The organism is Plantactinospora sp. BC1, assembly GCF_003030345.1.
Taxonomy (GTDB): domain Bacteria; phylum Actinomycetota; class Actinomycetes; order Mycobacteriales; family Micromonosporaceae; genus Plantactinospora.
Window position 1 is genome coordinate 3,980,569 of record NZ_CP028158.1, and the last position, 18,084, is coordinate 3,998,652.

Below are 18,084 nucleotides of genomic sequence, written 5' to 3' on the forward strand. Positions count from 1 at the left end.
TCCCCTCCTCCCCTCCGATCGGTGCACGACCGCCCGCCCCCGTTGAGTGGCGGGTCAGCACGACCGATCGAGCTGACACTAGTCAGAAGCCTTGCGGAACAGTAGATCCCGAACGTTCTATCTCAACGGAAAGATGGCCGTCGTTGCCTGGACCGCCGGCTCCGCGCCCCCTACGGGTGACTTCTCCGGGAATCGGTGGGGGCGGGCCCGGATTCGCCGAAACGGAAAACGGGCAAGGCTGTTGGCATGGACACCGACCTCGTCATCCTGCTCGCGATCGCCGCCGTCTGGCTGGCGGCCGGTCTCGTCGTCGAGGGGCTGCCACAGCTGCGGGCGGCGCGACCGCTGCGCCGGCGTACCGGACTGCTGCTCGGGCTGGTCGGGTCCGGCCTGGCCGGGCTGGCCGGGGTACTGCTGGCCGGGCTCGTGCAGGCGGAGCCGACGCTCGCCGACCGGACCTCGGTCGGGCTCGCGCTGCCGGCGGTGCCCGCGGTGGTCGTCGCGGCGGTGACCGTACGCCGGCTGCGACAGCTCTGGGGCGGCGCGGGCGCGTTCGCCTCGGCGCCGGAGACCCCGGCCCCGCCCGCGCTGCGCGCCGCCGCCGCGCACCCGATGATCGCCCTGCCGGTGCAGGTGACCGGTCTGGTCATGCTGCCGGCACTGGTCACCGCCACCGGTCTGGTGCCGCTGACCAGCCCGGGGATGATCGGCCTGGTGCTCACCGTGGCGGTGCTCGCGGTCGGCACCATCGGGGTACGGCACGCGCTGCGGCACAGCCGCCTGCTGGAGCGGGCGGTCACCGTACGGTCGCGCTCATCGCGTACGGCTGGCGTCCTGCACGTATAGCAGTTCCAGGATCGCCCGGGCGGCCTCGAACCAGCGGTCGAGCCAGAGCGAGTTCGGGATGCTGCCCTTGGGCGGCAGTTCCAGCAGCAGTCCGCGCAGTAGCGGATGGTCGACGAGCGGCTCGGTCGGCGGCACGTCCGGCCAGCCGGCCGGCGGGAAGACCGGCTCGGTCAGGCCGCCCATGTCCAGCGACGGAAGCGTCGGCGTACGCTCCGGCGGGCTCGCCGACGTCAGGCCGGTACCCAGATCGGTGACCCGATCCGCCGGGGCACCCTCGGCCGGGCCGAGGTCGGTGTCGACCGGCGCCTCCTCCACCGTGGCGCCGCTGTCCCGGCGGGCACCCCGGTACTTGCCGCCGAACCGTTCCGGCTTGCCGGTGCCGTTGCCCAGATTCTCCGACCCGATCGTCATCCGTCTCGCCTGCCTCGCTCGGTTTGCGAACCCCCTGCGGCGGCCGGTCATGCCGACTCTCGCCGTCTGGTACAACGACGCGGCCGGTCACCGGCGACGGCCGGCCGGACCCGCCGCCCGGCCGGAAGCTCCACCGACGCGGGCCAGCGCGGCCATCCGGGCAGCTTCGCGGGCTGGCCGGGTGACCGCGCTGGGTTGTCCGGGACCGTCAGGTCAGGTCGAATTCGCCGTCCTTGGCACCGCCGACGAACGCGTCCCACTCGTCGGGCGTGAAGATCAGGGCGGGCCCGCTCGGGTTCTTCGAGTCGCGTACCGCGATCGCGCCGCCCGCGAAGGCCACCTCGACGCAGTTGTCACAATTGGGTCCGCTACGCGAACTCTTGTGCCACGCTGCCCCGCTCAGGTCGACGCGGTACCCCTTTGTCTCCACTTCCACAATGGCTCCTCTGCCAACTTCGAAATCAGCGCGACGGACTCCTCCGGGCGTAGGGCTGCCGCTCGGATATGATCGAAGATGAATATGTATTTCTGCAGCTCATCCCGCTTCTCCAGAAAAAGCCCGCCCGTGGCATTTTCGGCGTACACCACATCCGGATCACCCGGTTCCGGGAAGCCGAGGATGGTGAAAGTGCCGTCCATGCCGGCGTGCGCACCGGCGTCGAACGGCAGGACCTGGAGCGTGACGTTCGGTAGGTCAGCGGCCTCTACCAGCCGCTCCAACTGGGCCCGCATGACCGCGTCGCCGCCCACCGGCCGGCTGATCACCGCCTCATCGAGCACCACCCACAGATCGATCGGATCGTCCGGGTCAAGTAACGACTGACGACCCAACCGGACACGGACCCGCTGGTCGACTTCCTCGGCGACCCAGTCCGGCCGGGCGGACCGGATCATCGCCTGGGCGTACTCCTCGGTCTGCAACAGCCCCGGCACGGTCTGCTGCTCGTACGCCCGGATCGAGGCGGCCGCCGCCTCCAGCCCGACGTACGCCCCGGCGAGCACCGGGCTGTACGGATGCCACCAGCCCTTCTGCCGGGCCTCCCGGGCGATCTGGATCAGCTCGTCGCACTCGGCGCCCGTCACGCCGTAGATGCCGAGCATGTCCCGTACGTCCCGGACGGTGGCCGTGGTGTGGCCGGTCTCGATCCGGGACACCTTGGACGCGGAGCACTCCAGCAACTCGGCGACGGCCTCGATCGTGACTCCGGCCTTCTCCCGGCGCTGGCGCAGCTCGGCGCCGAGCCGACGGCGGCGGATGGTCGGGCTCCGGCGCTCGGTCACCGGGTCACCTCCGGACGATCAATTAGAGAGTCGGGACCGCCGCGCCTTCGAGACCGCCGATCGGCGGGGGATCATTCGCGGCGGATGGAGCGATGACCCTGTCGGCCACAGGGGCCGAAACCGGGTCCAGTCTGCCGGTTCCACGCGCGGCGCATCAAGCGCCGTACGACCCACTATCGCCATGCCGGAGCAAAGGGCAAACTGCAACTTGCATTGATCATGTTCTTGATGCACCCTGTCCGTATGGCTCGGGCTACGCAGCGTTCCCCTCTGGTCAGGCGACGCAATGCTCCCCCATTCTCGCCTGACCGTGGAGACGGCCGTGCCGGCGGTACGGCAAGAAGCCCCGCTCCGGGGTAAGAGCCCCCGCCGCTGTATGCCAGGGCCGCTACGGCGGCTGGCGCGTCCCGGAGTCGACAGGTGTCGGCCGGGGCGATGTGATGGCAACGACACATCGCCCCGGCCGACGCCCCACTCCGACCGGCCCTGGTGCGCGCCCGAACGACCGCGTCAGGCCCCACCACCAGACCCCCGCCCGCCACTTTCGCCGGCCCCCCGGCGCCAGTCGGACAGGAGCTGATGTGCCCCTTCCCCGCTCCGGTGACGTGCTCCATGTGACCCGCGCGGCGAGCGTCCAGTTCGCCGAGCCCATCTACTTCCGGGTGATCCGGGTGCACGACTGGCCGACCTACCACGGCTGGGTCTGGCTCGACGGATACGAACTCAACCCGAGCGGCGACGCGGTCGAGCGACGGTCGATATTCGTGCAGATCAACGGGTTGCGACACCTCCAGACCAACGCCGGGCGGCACAACTATCCCCAGGCCCGCAGGCCCGCGCTGACCAACTCCAGCACGCTGGCCGCGCGGGTCCGGGTCGGCTGAGGGGATCTGCGGCAAAGGTCGGGCGACAGCCCCGGGCACCGCCCTAGACTGGGCGTATCCACCCCAGGGTTGACCAACCCGCACGTCGTCGAGGGCCCCGAACCTGGGAGCCGCCGATGGCAGTTGAGACCTCCGACCGACACCGGACGACGTGTCGGAGCATGCGGGTCAGCGTGCTGCTGATCCTGATCACGGTCGGCCTGCCCGGCTGCGCGAGCGCCACCGGCAGTGGCCGTCCACCATCCGTACGACACCCGGTCGCCAACCCGACGTCGCCGGCCGAGGCGGGGGGTAGCGAGCCCGACCCGGGGCTCGTCGACCCCTCCGGACACGGCGCGGCGGCCGTACCCGCATCTCCCACCGACGCCGAACGGGGTTGGCCGGGGCGGCGCTTCCAGCCCTGGCACCGGCTGCCGGCTCAGGGCGACCGGGAGGAACCGGACGGCGTCAACATCCCCGACCCGGCCACCGACCCGGCCGGTGCACCGGAGCACGACCGGGAGGGCTACCCGACGCCGACGAGCCCGGACCGGTCACCGGCCGGCACCGGGGAACAGCGGGCCGGCCCGGCGCCGCGCACCGACGGACCGCCGCCGGGCTATCAGCGCTCGCTTGCGTACTCCGGCCTGTTCGGCCTGGTCATCTCCGCGGTCGGGCTGGTCATGGTGGGCACCAGACGCCGGTACTGGTGACCGCCGGCCCCGGCCCGGGTTCGGGTACTCCGCCGTCCCGCCCCGCTCCGGCACCGGCCCCCGCCGGTCCCCGCCCCGGCAGACCCGTTCCCGAGTCGTGCCGGTGCCGGACGGTGAGATCAGCCCTCCGGGGTGGGCTGCGGCGGGCCGGTCGGACCGGGCTCGGTGCTCGGCGGCGGGGTCGGCGGCTCGGCGACCACCAGCAGGACCTCGCTGCCCGGCTCCACCTCGGTACCGGTCGACGGCTCGGTGTCCAGCACCGTCCCCGGCGGCCGGGCGGAGGTACGCGGCTCGATCCGGGCCACCAGCCCCAACCGTTCCAGTTCCGCCACCGCCTCCTGCTGGGAGAGCCCGACGAGCGGGGGCAGCGGCACCGGCGCTCCGGTGGTGGCCGCCGGGGTGGGGCTCGGTGTGGTGGCGGCGGTGGTCGGCGCGGGCGTGGTCGGCGCCGCCGAGGTGGTCGCCACCGGTGTCGGCGAGGTGGGCGTGTCGCGCCGACCCGCATCGACGATCGCCCAGCCGGCGACGACCAGAGCGCCGAGCAGGAGCAGCGCCACCGTCCCGATCAGGATCGGCATCCACCAGCGCCGGTCGTCCGCCTCCGGGCCGTAGCCCCAGTCGGGCTGCGGCTGCCGGGGCGGGGGCGAGCCCGGGGGCGGCACTCCGGCCCGGCCGGACCAGGCCGGCTCGCGCGGCGGCATCGGCCTGGTGGCATCCGGTGCGCCGGGTTGCCGGTGACTCCCGGCGACCCGGGTGGCATCGTCCCGGCCCGCACCGGCCGCCGTGCGCGGACCCGGTGCTGTGGGCGGACCAGCGGCCGTCGGCGGACCGGCCGCCGTGGGCGGACCGGCTGCCGTGGGCGGAGCGGGGTCGCCGGCCCTCGGCCCGTCATCGGGTACGCCCCGGTCTCCGTCCACACCCCGGTCGTCCGGAGGCTGCCGCGGATCGTCGGCCATGCCACGTCCTCTCGCCATCGGATGGGACCGGGCGAACCGCCTCAAACCTATCCGGCGGGACGTGCCGCGGCCATCGTCGCGAGTCCGGGCGTGTCTGCCCGATCGGCGCCGCGTCTGCGGGCTATGGCGTCGGCGTCCCGCCCGGCGCGGGACCGTCGGAACAGTAGAGCCGGACCCGCTCGTTCCAGTGCAGCACCGTCCCGCCGGGCGGCTCCTGGCTGCGCACCTCGCCCCGCTCGCCGGTCGGATAGTTCGGATAGAGGCCGTCGTCGACGAGCCGCCGGGCCGCCTGCTTGCAGGACTCGCCGACGAGCGCGGGCACCACCACCTCCGGTGCCGCACCGACCACGGTGACCCGTACGGTGATGCCCCGCTTCACCGCCGTACCGCCCCTCGGGTTGGTACTGGCGACAGTGGGGTCGTCACCGACCCTGCCGAAGACGAACTGCACCCCGAGGCCGAGTCCGCGCAACTGCTCCCGGGCCTTCTGGAAGTCGTCGCCGACCACGTCCGGCAGGATCATCTGGCCGATCGGCGGCGGCGTGCTGCTCGGTCGACGGCTCGGGGTCCGGCTCGGCGTACTCCGTGGCGATTTGCTCGTGGCCTCCACCGTCGGGGTGGTGGTGGCCCCGGCGTCGTACGGCCCCTCCCGCTCACCGCCGTCGCCGGCCAGCAGGTAGCCGCCGAGGGCACCGACGACGGCACAGACGACCAGCCCGACCGCCGCGCCCGCGAACAGGCCCGTCCGGTTCGAGGGACCGCCGCCCTGGTCCGGGTGTCCCGCCACAGCCTCATCCGTCATGCCGACCCTGCCTCACCATCCGGCGTACGAAAGCCACGCCGTTGTTCCGTCCGCCCGGTGCACGTGTGTGCCCGACAGCATCGGTGGCCCGGCCCTCGGAGCGCAACCGGCCACGGTTCGTGTCGGGACGGCTCCCCCCGGTTGACGGCTCGCCCCCGGCGTCGGATGGACGCTACGCTGCCCCGCATGGCCGCACGAGGCTGGGGAGGATCCGTCGCGACGGCGGTCGGCGTGGCCGCCGGCGCCGGCGCCGCTCAACTGGGCTTCGGCTACGGGCTCGGCATCATCGCCTGGGTGCCGGCGGCCGGCGCCAGCGCCGAGGCGGCCTGGGTGGCCAGCCTCACCTGGGCCGCCTGGATAGCCGCCACCTCGACCGTGGCCGGCGCGGTCTGCGCGCACCGGCTCGGCGGGGGCGGCCGGCGATCCACCGGGCGTGCCGGCGATCCGCCGCCGACCCTGGCCACCCTGCTCTGGCGGGCCGCGCTCGCCGTCTCCAGCGCGATCGGCGCGCTGGTGACCGTGGTACTGGTCGCCGTGCCCGCCCGGGCGGCGGTCCGGGTCGACACCTCCGCCCCGCAGACCGTCGCGGCCGGCTACGCCATCCTCGGCGTACTGCTCGGGCTGGTGGCGGCGATCTGGGCGATCTCGTCACCGGCCGTCGCCAGCAACGTGCTCGGTACGGTCTGCTGGCTCTGGGCGCTCGCGGTGATCTCGGTCGTCGACGGCGTACTCTCCGGGCGCGGGCTCTCCGCCGCGCAGCTCGGGGTGTGGCAGTTGACCTCCGACGGCGAGCGCTTCTGGTTCCGCGAGTACTTCTACTGGCCCGGTGCCGCCCTCTCCCTCGGTTCCGCGCTGCTGATCGGCGCGCTCGCCGCCCGCTCGGCGGCACGCCGGCCGGCGACCCGGGTCGGTGCCGCCGTCTCGGGGATCAGTGGGCCGTTGCTGGTGGCGGTCGCCTACTTCCTCGCCGCGCCCCGGCTGGTGGGCATCCGTCCCGAGCAGGTGTCGGCGCACCTGATGGCGCCGTACGCGGTGGTTGCCGGTCTCGCCGGGTCGGCGCTGGTGGCGGCGCTGGCGCAGCGCGCGGAGACGATGGCCCGGCAGGCCGAGACCCCGGAACCGGGTACCGCACCGCACTCCTCCGGTACCGGGCCGGAGGCGCGGCCGACCGACCGCGGCCCGGCGGCGCGACCGGCCGAGACCGGCGGCTCGGCAACCGGTGTCCGGCACCGAGCGCGACCGACCGACACCCCCGACCGGATCGCCGACACCGACACGTCCCGAGACCCGGACCGGACCGCCGACCTGGCCAGCGGACAGACGAGCGGCGGACCGACGGAGAGCGGACCGGCGGAGAGCGAGTCGGCGGGCAAGCGCGGCCGGTCCGGGCGGCTGCCCGCCCAGCCGACCCGCGCGACGCCGCGCGGCGGTGACGAGTCCGACACCGCCACCGGCGGCGATTCGACCCCGGCAGCCGCCAACGCCGACACCGCGGCCTCGAACGGATCCACCGAGTCGGAGGAGCCGGCCGAGCAGTCCGAGCAGTCCGCCGAGGGCGGTGCGAAGGGCCGGCTCGGCCGCCTCGGCCGCCGCTTCCGCTGAGCGCGGGCGCTCGCTCGTCCGACGCTCCAAGCCGAGGAGAGCCACCGCCGACGCGGTGCTGGACGAGCGGCCGGTGTTCCGGACTCCGGCGCTGGACACGGCTCCCGCCGACCGTGGCCGCTCCCGTCGACGGGTGCGGTCAGTCGACCGGCCAGGTGTGCACGGGCTGGTCGGTCCGCTGGAGTTCGCCGTACCGGCGCAGCATGTGGTGCAGGGCCTCGGACCGGTTCATCCCCCGACCGCGTTCGGCGGCCTGCACCGCCTCGACCTGCCACACCGCGCCGTTGCGGCGGGTACGGCAGCGCTGCTCGATGATGCCGAGCAGCCGGTCCCGGTGGTCGGCACCGACCCCGAACCGGTCCAGCCCGGCCGCCGCCCTCGGCAGCAGTACGTCGAGGACCAGCTCGGTCACCTTCACCTCGCCGAGCCGGGGCCAGGTGACGGCGGCGTCGATGCCCCGCCGGGCGGCGGCGTGGAAGTTCTCCTCCGCGGCGCTGAAGGTGAGCTGGCTCCAGAGCGGCCGGTCGCCCTCGGCCAGGTCACGGGCGAGCCCGAAGTAGAAGGCGGCGTTGGCCAGCATGTCGACCACGGTCGGGCCGGCCGGGAGTACCCGGTTCTCCACCCGCAGGTGCGGGCGGCCGTTCATGATGTCGTAGACCGGCCGGTTCCACCGGTAGACGGTGCCGTTGTGCAGCCGCAGCTCGGAGAGGCGGGGGATGCCGCCGTTGTGCAGTACCTCGACCGGGTCCTCGTCGTCGCAGATCGGCAGCAGCGGCGGGAAGTACCGGACGTTCTCCTCGAAGAGGTCGAAGATCGAGGTGATCCACCGCTCGCCGAACCAGACCCGTGGGCGTACCCCCTGGGCTTTCAGCTCGTCCGGGCGGGTGTCGGTGGCCTGTTCGAAGAGGGCGACCCGGGTTTCGGCCCAGAGCTGCCGGCCGTGCAGGAACGGCGAGTTGGCGCCGAGCGCGACCTGCACCCCGGCGATGGCCTGGGAGGCGTTCCAGTAGTCGGCGAAGCTGTCCGGTGCGACCTGGAGGTGGAACTGCAGACTGGTGCAGGCGGCCTCGGAGACGATCGAGTCGGTGTGGGTCTGCAACCGTTCGACGCCCCGGATGTCCAGCTCGATGTCCTCGCCCCGGGCGGCGACGATCTGGTCGTTGAGCACCTGGTAGCGCTCGTTGCTGGAGAGGTTGTCGCGGACCAGGTGCCGGGGGGTGAGGGTGGGGAGGATACCGATCAGGATGATGTTGGCGTCGGACTTGACCGCCAGTTCCTCCGCCCGGCCGAGGCTGGCCCGCAGGTCCTGCTCGTAGTCGGCGAAGCCGGCGCCCTCGATCAGCCGGGGCCGGGCGTTGAGTTCCAGGTTGAACTGGCCCAGCTCGGTCTGGAAGCTGGGGTCGGCGAGGTTGTCCAGCACTTCCGCGTTGCGCATCGCCGGCTCGGCGTCCGCGTCCACCAGGTTCAGTTCGATCTCCAGCCCGGTGGTCGGGCGGTCGGCGTCGAAGCCGAAGTCGTCCAGCATGAGCGCGAAGACGTCCAGACAGCGGCGTACCTTCTGCCGGTATCGGATCCGGTCCTCCCGGGTGAAGGGGACCTCCGACACGTCCTCGCCCATCGACCCCTCCCGCCGTGCGGCGCTGTCCGCGCAATCCGGAGGGGCTTGCCCAGCGGAAGCGTGTTCCAATCATCACCGTGGGAGCGCCTCGCGCACGCGCGGCCACGGTCACGGCGCCCGCCGACCCCTCGGTGAGCGGGCAACGGCGCCGCGTCCACGATCGCACACGATCGAGCTGCTCTTTCCATCGGGAGCATTACCCAGCGAGGCGCCCCGGTCACCATGTGATCGGTGACCGGGGCGTCCTGGTGCCGACCCGGCGGGTGGCCGGGCGACGGAAGTCAGGCCTGGCGGATGGCCTCGCCCTCGATCTCAATCTTGATCTTCTTGCCCACCAGTACGCCGCCGGTCTCCAGCGCGACGTTCCAGGTCAGCCCGAAGTCCTCGCGGTCGATCTCGGTGGTCGCGGTGAAGCCGAAGATGTCCTGGCCGAACGGGCTACGGCCGGCACCCTCGAACTCGACCTCCAGGTCGACCTGCTTGGTGACGTCCTTGATCGTGAGGTCACCGGCGAGCACGAACCCGTTGCCGCTGTGCGACTTCACCCCGGTGCTGCGGAACTCCAGGGTCGGGTACTTCTCCGACTCCAGGAAGTCGCCGCTGCGCAGGTGGTTGTCGCGGTCATCGGCGCCGGTGTCGATGCTGGCGGCCTGGATGGTCGCGGTCACCGCGGACTCCAGCGGGTTCTCCGCGACGGTGATCGTCGCCTCCGCCTCGCGGAACTGACCGCGGACCTTGCTCACCATCATGTGCCGGGCCACGAACCCGACGCGCTTGTGCGCCTGGTCGAGCAGGTAGGTGCCGGCGGTGGGGATCGTCAGCCCTTCCCACGTACGGGTGGTGGCGGACTCGGCGCTGCTGGTCATGGTGATGCCTTCCCAGGAGATAGGTTGTGTGACCGATGACTGACTCAGCAACTATAGACATAGCAATATTCCCCGTGTCAATCACTGCTACGATGGCAGCGTGACCAAGAACCTGTACGACGACGCCCGGATCACCGCGGTCGGCCTCGTCATGGAGGTGTACGCGGGGCTCGCTGGGAGATTCGCCGCCCAGTTCGAGGAGCACGGGCTGTCGACGGTCGAGTTCGAGGTCCTGATGCGGCTGGCCCGGTCGCCCGAGCACCAACTCCGGATGACCGACCTCGCCGCGCAGACCTCGCTCTCCACCAGCGGCGTGACCCGGGTCGTCGACCGGATGGAGCGGGACGGCCTGCTCTGCCGCCGCGCCTGCCCCTCCGACCGACGCAGCGCGTACGCGGTGGTGACGGAGTCCGGCATGGCGCGACTCGAGGAGACGCTGCCCGGCCACATCCAACTGATCCAGGACTGGTTCATCGGACAGCTCGAACCGGCCCGGCTGGAGAACCTGCTCGACTCGCTGCGGATCGTCCGGGACGCGGTCCATCCCGGCGCCACCGCCGGCAGTCTGGGCGCGACCGCCGGGGCGACCACCGGCTGTTGATCTCCAGACACGGAGTGCCAACAATCGCCACGGATCCTGATTATCACCTCAGGAGCGGACGAGCGATACCTCCGGGGACCACCGGCAGAAAGACCGGCAGAAGTCAGCCGCATATCGGCACGTCATGCGTTAATAAGAAAAAACGGGCACCGGAGCCTGGTTAATCTTCAGGCAGCCGGGGGGCTCTGGGGACGTGGCGCGAGCGGGGATCAGTGAGGGCTCTGTCGGGGGGCTGTCCCGCTCGCGCCACGGCCCCAAGGTGACGGAATCCCCGAGGCCACCACCCGGTCAACTCTCCGCCGGGTCCACGCCCGCCGCGTCGACCAGCGCCCGCTCCCGGGGCAGCAGGACGATGGCGCCCTCCCGGCAGACCTGGTCGAGACGCCGTACCGCCGCCGCCCGCGCTGCCGGCTCGTCGGTGCTCGCCACCAGCCCGACCAGCGCCTCGGCCACGTCCCGCAGGTCACGGGAACCCTCGCAGGCGCGTACGGCCGCCGCGTACCACTCGGCGGCCCACTCCCGGTCACCCCGCCACATCGCCAGGCTGGCCTCGATCAGCGCGCAGATCCCGTCGTCCCGGGGCGGCACCTCGTCCGCCCGAGGGGAGCGTCCGGACTCCAACTCGGCCGGACCGGCACCGTCGACCGACTTCCGGGCCCGCAACTCGGCGAGTACCGCCGTCGCCTCGTCGATCCGCCCGTCCTGGGCGAGCGCCAGACCGACCGTACCGAGCGCCCGCCGACGGTGTCCGGGGTCGCCGAGGTCGGCCGGCGCGGCCACCACCTGCCGACCGTGCCGGACCGCGTCCGCGTACCGGCCCTCCAGGCGGGCCGCCTCGGCCAGGTTCGCCCGGGCGAGCACCCGGAGCCGCTCCTCGCCGCACTCCCCGGCGAGCCGGTCCACCGCCGCCAGCCGGCGTCGGGCGGCCGCGAGGTCGCCGACCCTGATCTCGTGCCAGGTCAGGTTGTTCTGCGCCACCGCCATGTCCCGGATCCGTCCGGCACGGGTGGCCAGCTCCAGAGCCGCCTCGCCGTGCCGGCGCGCCTCGTCGTGGCCGCCGATCGCGGTCCAGAGTCCACAGAGCACGTTCCGGGCCGCCAGTTCACCGGATACGTCGGACAACCGCTGGAACGTCGCCACCGCCGCCTCGGCAGCCGGCAGCTCCTGCGGCCCGGCGCCGTGCTCCTGGGCGAGCTGCGCCACACCGACCTCCGCCCACGCCCGGGCCGCCGGGTCGGCGTCACCGGTACGCGGATCGTCCAGCAGCCGGCGCAGCCACTGCCGGCCGGCGACGTCCCGTCCCCGGTAGCGCCACCAGCGGGCCAGGTTGCCGGCCAGCCGCAGCGCGGTGTGCGGATCGTCGTTCGCCGAGTACGCCAGCGCGGTCCAGAGGTCACCGGCGACCTCGTCGAGCCGGCCGACCGCCTCGACGAGCCGGGCACCGGCCAGGTCCGGCGCGACCCGGGCGGCCAGCGCGGCGAAGACCGAGGCGTGCCGTCGGCGGATCGCGGCGAGTTCACCGTTGGCGGTGGCCCGCTCGGCGGCGAAGTCCCGCACCACGTCCAGTACCCGGAACCGCAGCGGTCCGGTACCCCGTGAGTTGATCAGCCCGTGCGCCAGCAGCCGGTCCAGGAGACGTACCGGATCGACCGGGCCGCTCCGCTCGTCACCGGCACCGGCACCCCCGGCATCCTCGGCACCGGACGGTGCGTCGCCGCCCTCGGCGAACCCCGGTCCACCGGGCGGGGTCGGGTCCTCGGCCGGTACCGGGTCGGGGGCGAGCATCGCCTCGGCCAGCTCCACGGACCAGCGGTTGCGCAGCACCGAGAGGCGGCGCAGGGCGGCGCGCTCGTCGGCGTCGAGCAGCCGGTAGCTCGCGGCCACCGTGTCGCGCAGGGTCACCACCGCCTCCCGACCCACCGGCGGCCGGCCGAGGTCGAGCAGGCGGTTGCCGTACCGGTCGAGCAGCTCGTTGAGGTTGAGCACCCGGCCGTGCGCAGCGGCCAGTTCGATGGCGAGGGGCAGCCCGCCGAGCCGGCGTACCAGCTCGACCAGCGCGACCACCTCGTCGGGCTGCGGCGGCTCGCGGCCGATCTGACGCAGCCGGGCGAGCAGCAGCGCGACGGCCGGATAGTCGGCCACCACCGCGAGGTCGGCCGGTACGTCGGCGGGCGGCACCTCCAGCGGGGTGACCGGCCGGACCCGCTCGCCGGAGAGCCCCACCGGGTGCCGTCCGGTGGTCAGCACCCGCAGCGTCGGCGCGATCTCGGCGAGCCGGTTCAGCGCCTCGGCGGCCGCACCGGGAGCCCGCTCCACGGCGTCCACCAGCAGCAGCGACGGCGTGTCCGAGAACCGGCCGGCGAGGTCGCTGGCCCGGCCGACGCCGAAGACGGTGGCGACGACCGACAGGACGTCGCCCTCGGTGGAACCCTCGATCATCACGATCCCGCTGGTGCCGCCGGGAAAGTCGTCGGCCACCTCCCGGGCCACCTTGAGGGCCAGCCCGGTCTTGCCGACTCCGGCGAGACCGACCAGGCTGACCACGCCGCGCGCCACCGGTGGCTGCTCGGTCAGCATCGCGGCCAGGTCGGCGACGTCCCGGTCCCGACCGATCAGCTCACCCGGCTCGGGGAGCCCGAAGCCGCGCGGCGGCCAGCGCCGGGACGGCGGAGCCGGTGCCTCGCCGCCCGCCTCCACCGCCGGACCGGCCTGGCCCCGGGAGAGCGCGACGAAGTCGGCCCGGTCCTGACCGGCCAGACCGAGCGCGGCCGCGAGCAGCTCGACCGTCGTCCGCTGTGGACGCGACGCCCGGCCCCGTTCGAGGTCACGGACTGTACGGATCCCGACGGCGGCCCGTTCGGCGAGTTCGGCCTGGGTCAGCCCGGCCGCCAGCCGGCGCCGACGGAGCAACTCGGCGAAGCCACCCGGAACCCGGTCAGCGCCATGATCCGGAGTCATGGGCAGGAAGACTACGCAGCCCGGTACGGCCCCGGCAGAGATACGTCGCGCTACCGACGGAAGAGGACATAGATATCCGACAGATCACTGATGCCCGATCCGGCCGGTAACCGAACCCTCACCGTTCGGCGGAAACCGGTACCGGAGCGGCCGGCGATCCGGCGGCCGGCGATCGCTCAGCGTCACCGGAGTACCGCTGGTGCAGCCGGCGCAGCGGGGCCGGCGCCCACCAGTTCCACTCGCCGAGCAGGCTCATCACCGCCGGCATCAGCAGCCCGCGCACGACCGTGACGTCGAGGAGTACCGCCACCGCCATGCCGAAGCCGATCTCCTTGACCGCGGTCAGGTCACCGAGCAGGAAACCCAGGAAGACGATGGTGATGCAGACCGCCGCCGAGGTCACCACCGGACCGGTCCGGGTGATCCCGGCGAGTACCGCCCGCTGCCCCGCCCGGGTCCGGGCCGCCGGGGTACGCAGTCCCGACCAGCGGCGCCACTCCTCCCTGATCCGGGCCAGCAGGAACACCTCGTAGTCCATCGACAGCCCAAAGACGAAGACGAAGAGCAGTACCGGGGTGGTGAGGTCGATCGCCCCCCAGGACTCCACCCCGAGCAGGGCCGCCCCGACACCCCACTGGAAGACCACGACCAGTACCCCGAGGGTGGCGAGCAGGGTCAGTACGTTCATCACCAGCGCCTTGACCGGGATGACCAGCGAGCCGGTGAGTACGAAGAGCAGGACGGTGGTGACCAGCAGCAGCACGAGCACGGCGTACGGCAGCCGTTGCGCGACCGACGACCGGTAGTCGACCAGTTCGGCGGCGGCCCCACCGACCAGCAGCGGCAGTGGCTGGTCGAGGGCGCGCACCGCGCGTACGAGTTCCCGGGACTCAGGGCCGCCGGTCGCGCCCTTCGGAGTCAGGTCGATCACCACCGCCGGGCCGGGTACGTCGGGGCGGGGCTGCATCCGGATCACCTGGGGCAGGGTGTTGAGCTGGTTCATCAGGTCCCGCACCTCGGCGCTGGCCGGATCCGCCTCGACGACGACGGTGACCGGGGCGGCCCGGCCCGCCTCGAAGTCGCGCAGCAGCACGTCGTGCACCTGCCGCGCCTCCATCGACCGGGGCAGCGCCCGGGCGTCGGAGTTGGCCAGGTTGGCGCCGGCCAGGAAGGGCAGGGCCAGCAGCAGCAGGCCGGCGGAGACCCCGAACGCCACCGGTCCGGGCCTGCGCTGCGCGTACCCGGCGAGCCGGCCGAGCAGGCCGGGGCGGGCGGCGGGGCTACCGGAGCGTCGGAGGGCCGGGACGATGCGGCGGGCCGGGCGGGCGGCGGCGCCCAGGGCCCGGCGCACCCAGGTCCGGGCGCCGGGGGCCGGGATGTGCCGGTGGGCGACGGCGACCAGCGCCGGCAGCAGGGTCAGCCCGGCCAGCGTGGCCAGGGCCACCGCGAGCGCGCCGCCGAGCGCCATCGCGGCGAGCAGCGGCTCCGCGAAGGCGTAGAGGCCGACCATCGCGGCGGCGACGGCCAGGCCGGAGATCAGCACGGTACGGCCGGCGGTCGCCATCGTCCGGGCCAGCGCCTCGGCGGGATCGCCGCTGCCCGTCCCGCCGCCGCTGCCCGGCCCGCCGCCGCGCTCCTCGCGGAACCGGGCGATCAGCAGCAGCGCGTAGTCCACGGTCAGGCCGATGCCGAGCAGCGTCACCACGTTGACGGTGAACTCGCCGACCCCGGTGACCGCGGTCAGGCCGTAGAGGCCGAGCAGGGTCACCGCGACGGCGGCGAGCGCGGCGAGCAGCGGCAGTACCCCGGCCAGCAGGCCGCCGAGGATCACCACCAGCGCCACCAGGAGTACCCCGAGCGCGATCGACTCCCCGACGGCCGCGTCGTCGATCGCCTGCTCCGCGAAGGCCCGCTCCGCCAGCTCCTCGCCGCCGACCAGCACCTGCGGGGCGTCGATGCCGCGCAGCAGGGCGGCCACCCGGTCCTCGGCCGCCTCCCGCTCGGCGGTGGGCAGTCCGTCGGCCAACTCGACCCGGACCAGGGTGCTGCGGTTGTCGGCGCCGATCCGGCCGCCCGCCGTGTTGTAGAGGTCCTCGACCTCGCTGACCCCCGGTACGGCCTGGACCTCGGCGCGTACCCGGTTGACGCTGGTCACCAGCGCCGGGTCGTACGGGTCCCGGTCCCGGACGATCGCCACCACGGTCGGCCCCTCGGGCAGGAGTTCGGCGATCCGACGGTCGGCCCGCTGCGACTCGGCGTCCGGACGGAGGTTGTCGGTGTCGACCAGCCGGTCGAAGACCTGCCCGCCGAGGGTCGCCCCGGCGAGTACGAGTCCCAGCCAGCCGACCAGTACCGGCCAGCGCCACCGCCACAGCCACCGTCCGAACCCAGCGAACATGCCCCGAACCTCCCCTGAGGCGACGCCCGCTCGTCGCCCTCGGCGCACATGCAAACACCCTGAGCAGTCGGGCGTCAGCCGCTATCCGGTCAGAATCGACTGTCCGGTGTGCCGGGTCGGGCCCGGTCGGCGCTCCGATGTGCCGGGTCGAGACCGGGACCGGGGGCGAGTCGAGACCGGGACCAGGGGCGGGTCGAGACCGGGACCGGAGGGCGGGAGCAGCCGGGCTCGGTGGCCGGGTCAGCCGCGTCCGGTGGCGCGGCGGGCCCGGAGGCGTTCGGCGAGCGCGCCGAGGGCCGGGGCGGCGTCGGCCAGTTCGGCCCGCTGCTCGTCGCTGATCTCGGCCATCGCGTCGGCGAAGATCCTGGCCCAGGCGTCCTCGATCCGGGCCGAGCCGTGCGCCGCGTCGACGGTGGCGTGCAGCCGTACGGCCCGTCGGTCGTTCGGGTCGGGTTCGCGGCGGACCAGGTTGCGGGCCACCAGGGCGCGGACGGTCGCACTGACGTTGCTGGCGTGCAGGCCGAGGTCACGGGCGAGGGTGCTCACCGAGACGCCGGGGCTGTCGGCGACGTACCGCAGCACCTCCAGCTCGGAGGGGGGCAGTTGGCCGAGCCCGGCCGCGTCGACGCCGTGCAGCCGCATCACCCGGCTCAGTTGGTACAGAACTGGTACGAGTGTCCTCGCCTGCCGGAGAACCGTCTCGTCCGCCATGGTCACTCGTTTCACTTCACGAGAATAACGCTAGACATAGTTATATAGGTATAGTAATTTGCGGTCGTGACTTCCGCCCCCTCCCGGACCGACGAGTCCAGCCCACCCCCACCGCCAGAGACAACCGGCGAGCCGCCCGGCAGGAAACGCCGGCTGCTGCTCCCCGCCCTGGTGCTGCTGGCCTTCGTGCCGCCGATGGGCATCGACATGTACCTGCCGGCCTTCCCCCGGATGGCCGACGAGTTCCGCACCGACCCCGCCGGAATCCAGCTCACCCTCACCGCGTTCGTGATCGGGCTGGCCCTCGGGCAGCTCGTGCTCGGCCCGCTCTCCGACCGGTACGGCCGCCGGCTGCTCATCCTCGCCGGCACGGCGGTCTGCGCCGCCTCCGCCGCCGCCTGCGCGTTCGCGCCCACCCTGGAGACCCTGACCGCGCTCCGGTTCGTGATGGGATTCAGCGCGGCGGCCGGGGTGGTGGTCGGCCGGGCCGTCATCTCCGACACCGCCCAGGGGCCGGCCGCCGCCCGGATGTTCGGCATCCTGATGGCGCTCAGCGGCATCGCCCCGATCACCGCACCGCTGATCGGTGGCGTGGTGACCAGCGCCGCCGGCTGGCGCGCGGTCTGGGTCACCCTCGCCGTCGGGCTGCTGCTCACCCTGCTGGTCGCGCTGGTCGGCGTACCCGAAAGCCTGCCGCCGGACCGCCGGCACGCCGGCGGGCTGCGCGCCACCCTGGCCACCGCGCGGTCGTTGCTGACCGACCGGGTCTATCTCGGCTACATCTTCGCGTTCGGCTTCGGGTTCGCGGCCCTGTTCTGCTACATCGCCGCCTCACCCTTCTTCCTCCAGTACGTCCTGGAGCTCTCCGTCCGGCAGGCCGCCGTCGCCTTCGCCGCCGGTGCGTTGGTCGCCACCCTGAGCAGCGCGGTCAACGCCCGGGTCGTCGGCCGGGGCGCCTCACCGGCGCTCCTGCTCCGGATCGGCCTGGCCGTCATGCTGGCCACCACCGGCGGCCTGCTCGCCGTCACCCTGGCCGGGCGCCTCGACCGGGCGTTCGCGGTCGTGCTGCTGCTCTTCTTCGTCGGGCTCGGCATGATCATGGGGAACGCGACCGCGCTGGCGATCCAACGGGTACCGAAGGCGGCCGGCAGCGGATCGGCGGTGCTCGGCACCCTCCAGGGCGTACTCGCCGCGGTGACGGCGCCGCTGATGGGGCTCGGTGGCCGGGACAACGCCGTGGCGCTCTTCCTGGGCATGACCGTCTGCGTCACGGTCGCCTGCCTCGCGCTGCTGCTCACCCGGGGCCACCGCCCCGCCACCTGACACTGGCATCCGCTCCTCCGGAGCGTGCGTCCACCAAGATTCTTGGCGAGTTATGGTTCGGCACGCGCCATAATTCGCCAAGAATCTTGGCGAACCTGCGCCGCGCGGCGAGTGCCGGGCGTCGGGCGGGCGGGT

Annotated in this window: 16 protein-coding genes; 6 read left to right on the forward strand and 10 right to left on the reverse strand. The window is 73.2% G+C overall.

Going from position 1 to position 18,084, the window contains the following annotated elements; all coding sequences use genetic code 11:
• The first annotated feature begins 246 nt into the window (after positions 1 to 246).
• A complete protein-coding gene (locus C6361_RS17285; protein ID WP_107268348.1) occupies positions 247 to 846 on the forward strand; it encodes a hypothetical protein in 600 nt (199 codons plus the stop codon).
• Here C6361_RS17285 and C6361_RS17290 read toward each other — a convergent pair.
• The 3 genes from C6361_RS17290 to C6361_RS17300 all read right to left on the reverse strand — a co-directional run bounded on the left by C6361_RS17290 (position 814) and on the right by C6361_RS17300 (position 2,538).
• Positions 814 to 1,257 carry a hypothetical protein gene (locus C6361_RS17290; protein ID WP_107268349.1) on the reverse strand — a complete coding sequence of 148 codons (444 nt, stop codon included), beginning with the start codon at positions 1,255 to 1,257 and terminating at the stop codon, positions 814 to 816. The genes C6361_RS17285 and C6361_RS17290 overlap by 33 nt on opposite strands.
• 208 nt (positions 1,258 to 1,465) lie before the next feature.
• On the reverse strand, positions 1,466 to 1,687 hold the full coding sequence (locus C6361_RS17295; protein ID WP_101368887.1) for a DUF397 domain-containing protein: 222 nt from the start codon (positions 1,685 to 1,687) through the stop codon (positions 1,466 to 1,468).
• Positions 1,657 to 2,538, reverse strand: coding sequence for a helix-turn-helix transcriptional regulator (locus tag C6361_RS17300; protein WP_107263184.1), 882 nt, complete (start codon positions 2,536 to 2,538; stop codon positions 1,657 to 1,659). Before C6361_RS17300 ends, C6361_RS17295 begins: the two co-directional genes overlap by 31 nt.
• Before the next feature lie 581 nt (positions 2,539 to 3,119).
• On the opposite strand from C6361_RS17300, the gene C6361_RS17305 reads away from it, so the two are divergent.
• Positions 3,120 to 3,422, forward strand: coding sequence for a hypothetical protein (locus C6361_RS17305; protein ID WP_107268350.1), 303 nt, complete (start codon positions 3,120 to 3,122; stop codon positions 3,420 to 3,422).
• 116 nt (positions 3,423 to 3,538) lie between these two features.
• Positions 3,539 to 4,114 (forward strand): hypothetical protein, encoded by a 576-nt coding sequence (locus C6361_RS17310; RefSeq protein ID WP_159079365.1) that lies wholly within the window; start codon positions 3,539 to 3,541, stop codon positions 4,112 to 4,114.
• A 119-nt stretch (positions 4,115 to 4,233) separates the two neighbouring features.
• Here C6361_RS17310 and C6361_RS17315 read toward each other — a convergent pair whose 3' ends face one another.
• Positions 4,234 to 4,815 (reverse strand): PASTA domain-containing protein, encoded by a 582-nt coding sequence (locus C6361_RS17315; RefSeq protein WP_107268352.1) that lies wholly within the window; start codon positions 4,813 to 4,815, stop codon positions 4,234 to 4,236.
• A 376-nt stretch (positions 4,816 to 5,191) separates the two neighbouring features.
• Entirely contained in the window at positions 5,192 to 5,872 is a 681-nt protein-coding gene (locus tag C6361_RS17320; RefSeq protein ID WP_107268353.1) for a PASTA domain-containing protein, read from the reverse strand.
• Positions 5,873 to 6,058: 186 nt separating this feature from the next.
• Here C6361_RS17320 and C6361_RS17325 point away from each other — a divergent pair, with 186 nt between their 5' ends.
• Entirely contained in the window at positions 6,059 to 7,474 is a 1,416-nt protein-coding gene (locus C6361_RS17325) for a hypothetical protein (protein ID WP_199853379.1), read from the forward strand.
• A 139-nt stretch (positions 7,475 to 7,613) separates the two neighbouring features.
• Here the strand turns inward: C6361_RS17325 and C6361_RS17330 are convergent, their stop codons facing one another.
• Complete coding sequence (locus tag C6361_RS17330) at positions 7,614 to 9,092, reverse strand: glutamate-cysteine ligase family protein (RefSeq protein WP_107263190.1); 1,479 nt, start codon at positions 9,090 to 9,092, stop codon at positions 7,614 to 7,616.
• Between the two features lie 281 nt (positions 9,093 to 9,373).
• On the reverse strand, positions 9,374 to 9,958 hold the full coding sequence (locus tag C6361_RS17335; RefSeq protein ID WP_107263191.1) for a YceI family protein: 585 nt from the start codon (positions 9,956 to 9,958) through the stop codon (positions 9,374 to 9,376).
• Positions 9,959 to 10,109: 151 nt separating this feature from the next.
• Here C6361_RS17335 and C6361_RS17340 point away from each other — a divergent pair, with 151 nt between their 5' ends.
• Positions 10,110 to 10,559: a MarR family winged helix-turn-helix transcriptional regulator gene (locus tag C6361_RS17340; RefSeq protein ID WP_369931436.1), complete on the forward strand. Its 450-nt coding sequence runs from the start codon at positions 10,110 to 10,112 to the stop codon at positions 10,557 to 10,559.
• A gap of 288 nt (positions 10,560 to 10,847) precedes the next feature.
• On the opposite strand, the gene C6361_RS17345 is transcribed toward C6361_RS17340, so the two are convergent.
• The 3 genes from C6361_RS17345 to C6361_RS17355 form a co-directional block, all read right to left on the reverse strand.
• Complete coding sequence (locus tag C6361_RS17345) at positions 10,848 to 13,517, reverse strand: helix-turn-helix domain-containing protein (RefSeq protein ID WP_107268354.1); 2,670 nt, start codon at positions 13,515 to 13,517, stop codon at positions 10,848 to 10,850.
• Positions 13,518 to 13,635: 118 nt separating this feature from the next.
• A complete protein-coding gene (locus tag C6361_RS17350) occupies positions 13,636 to 15,915 on the reverse strand; it encodes an MMPL family transporter (RefSeq protein WP_107268355.1) in 2,280 nt (759 codons plus the stop codon).
• Positions 15,916 to 16,155: 240 nt separating this feature from the next.
• A complete protein-coding gene (locus C6361_RS17355) occupies positions 16,156 to 16,641 on the reverse strand; it encodes a MarR family winged helix-turn-helix transcriptional regulator (protein WP_199853380.1) in 486 nt (161 codons plus the stop codon).
• A 51-nt stretch (positions 16,642 to 16,692) separates the two neighbouring features.
• Between C6361_RS17355 and C6361_RS17360 the strand changes: the two genes are divergently transcribed.
• The gene (locus C6361_RS17360) at positions 16,693 to 17,949 is read left to right on the forward strand and encodes a multidrug effflux MFS transporter (protein ID WP_199853381.1); all 1,257 of its coding nucleotides are present in this window, start codon (positions 16,693 to 16,695) and stop codon (positions 17,947 to 17,949) included.
• Positions 17,950 to 18,084 lie beyond the last annotated feature (135 nt).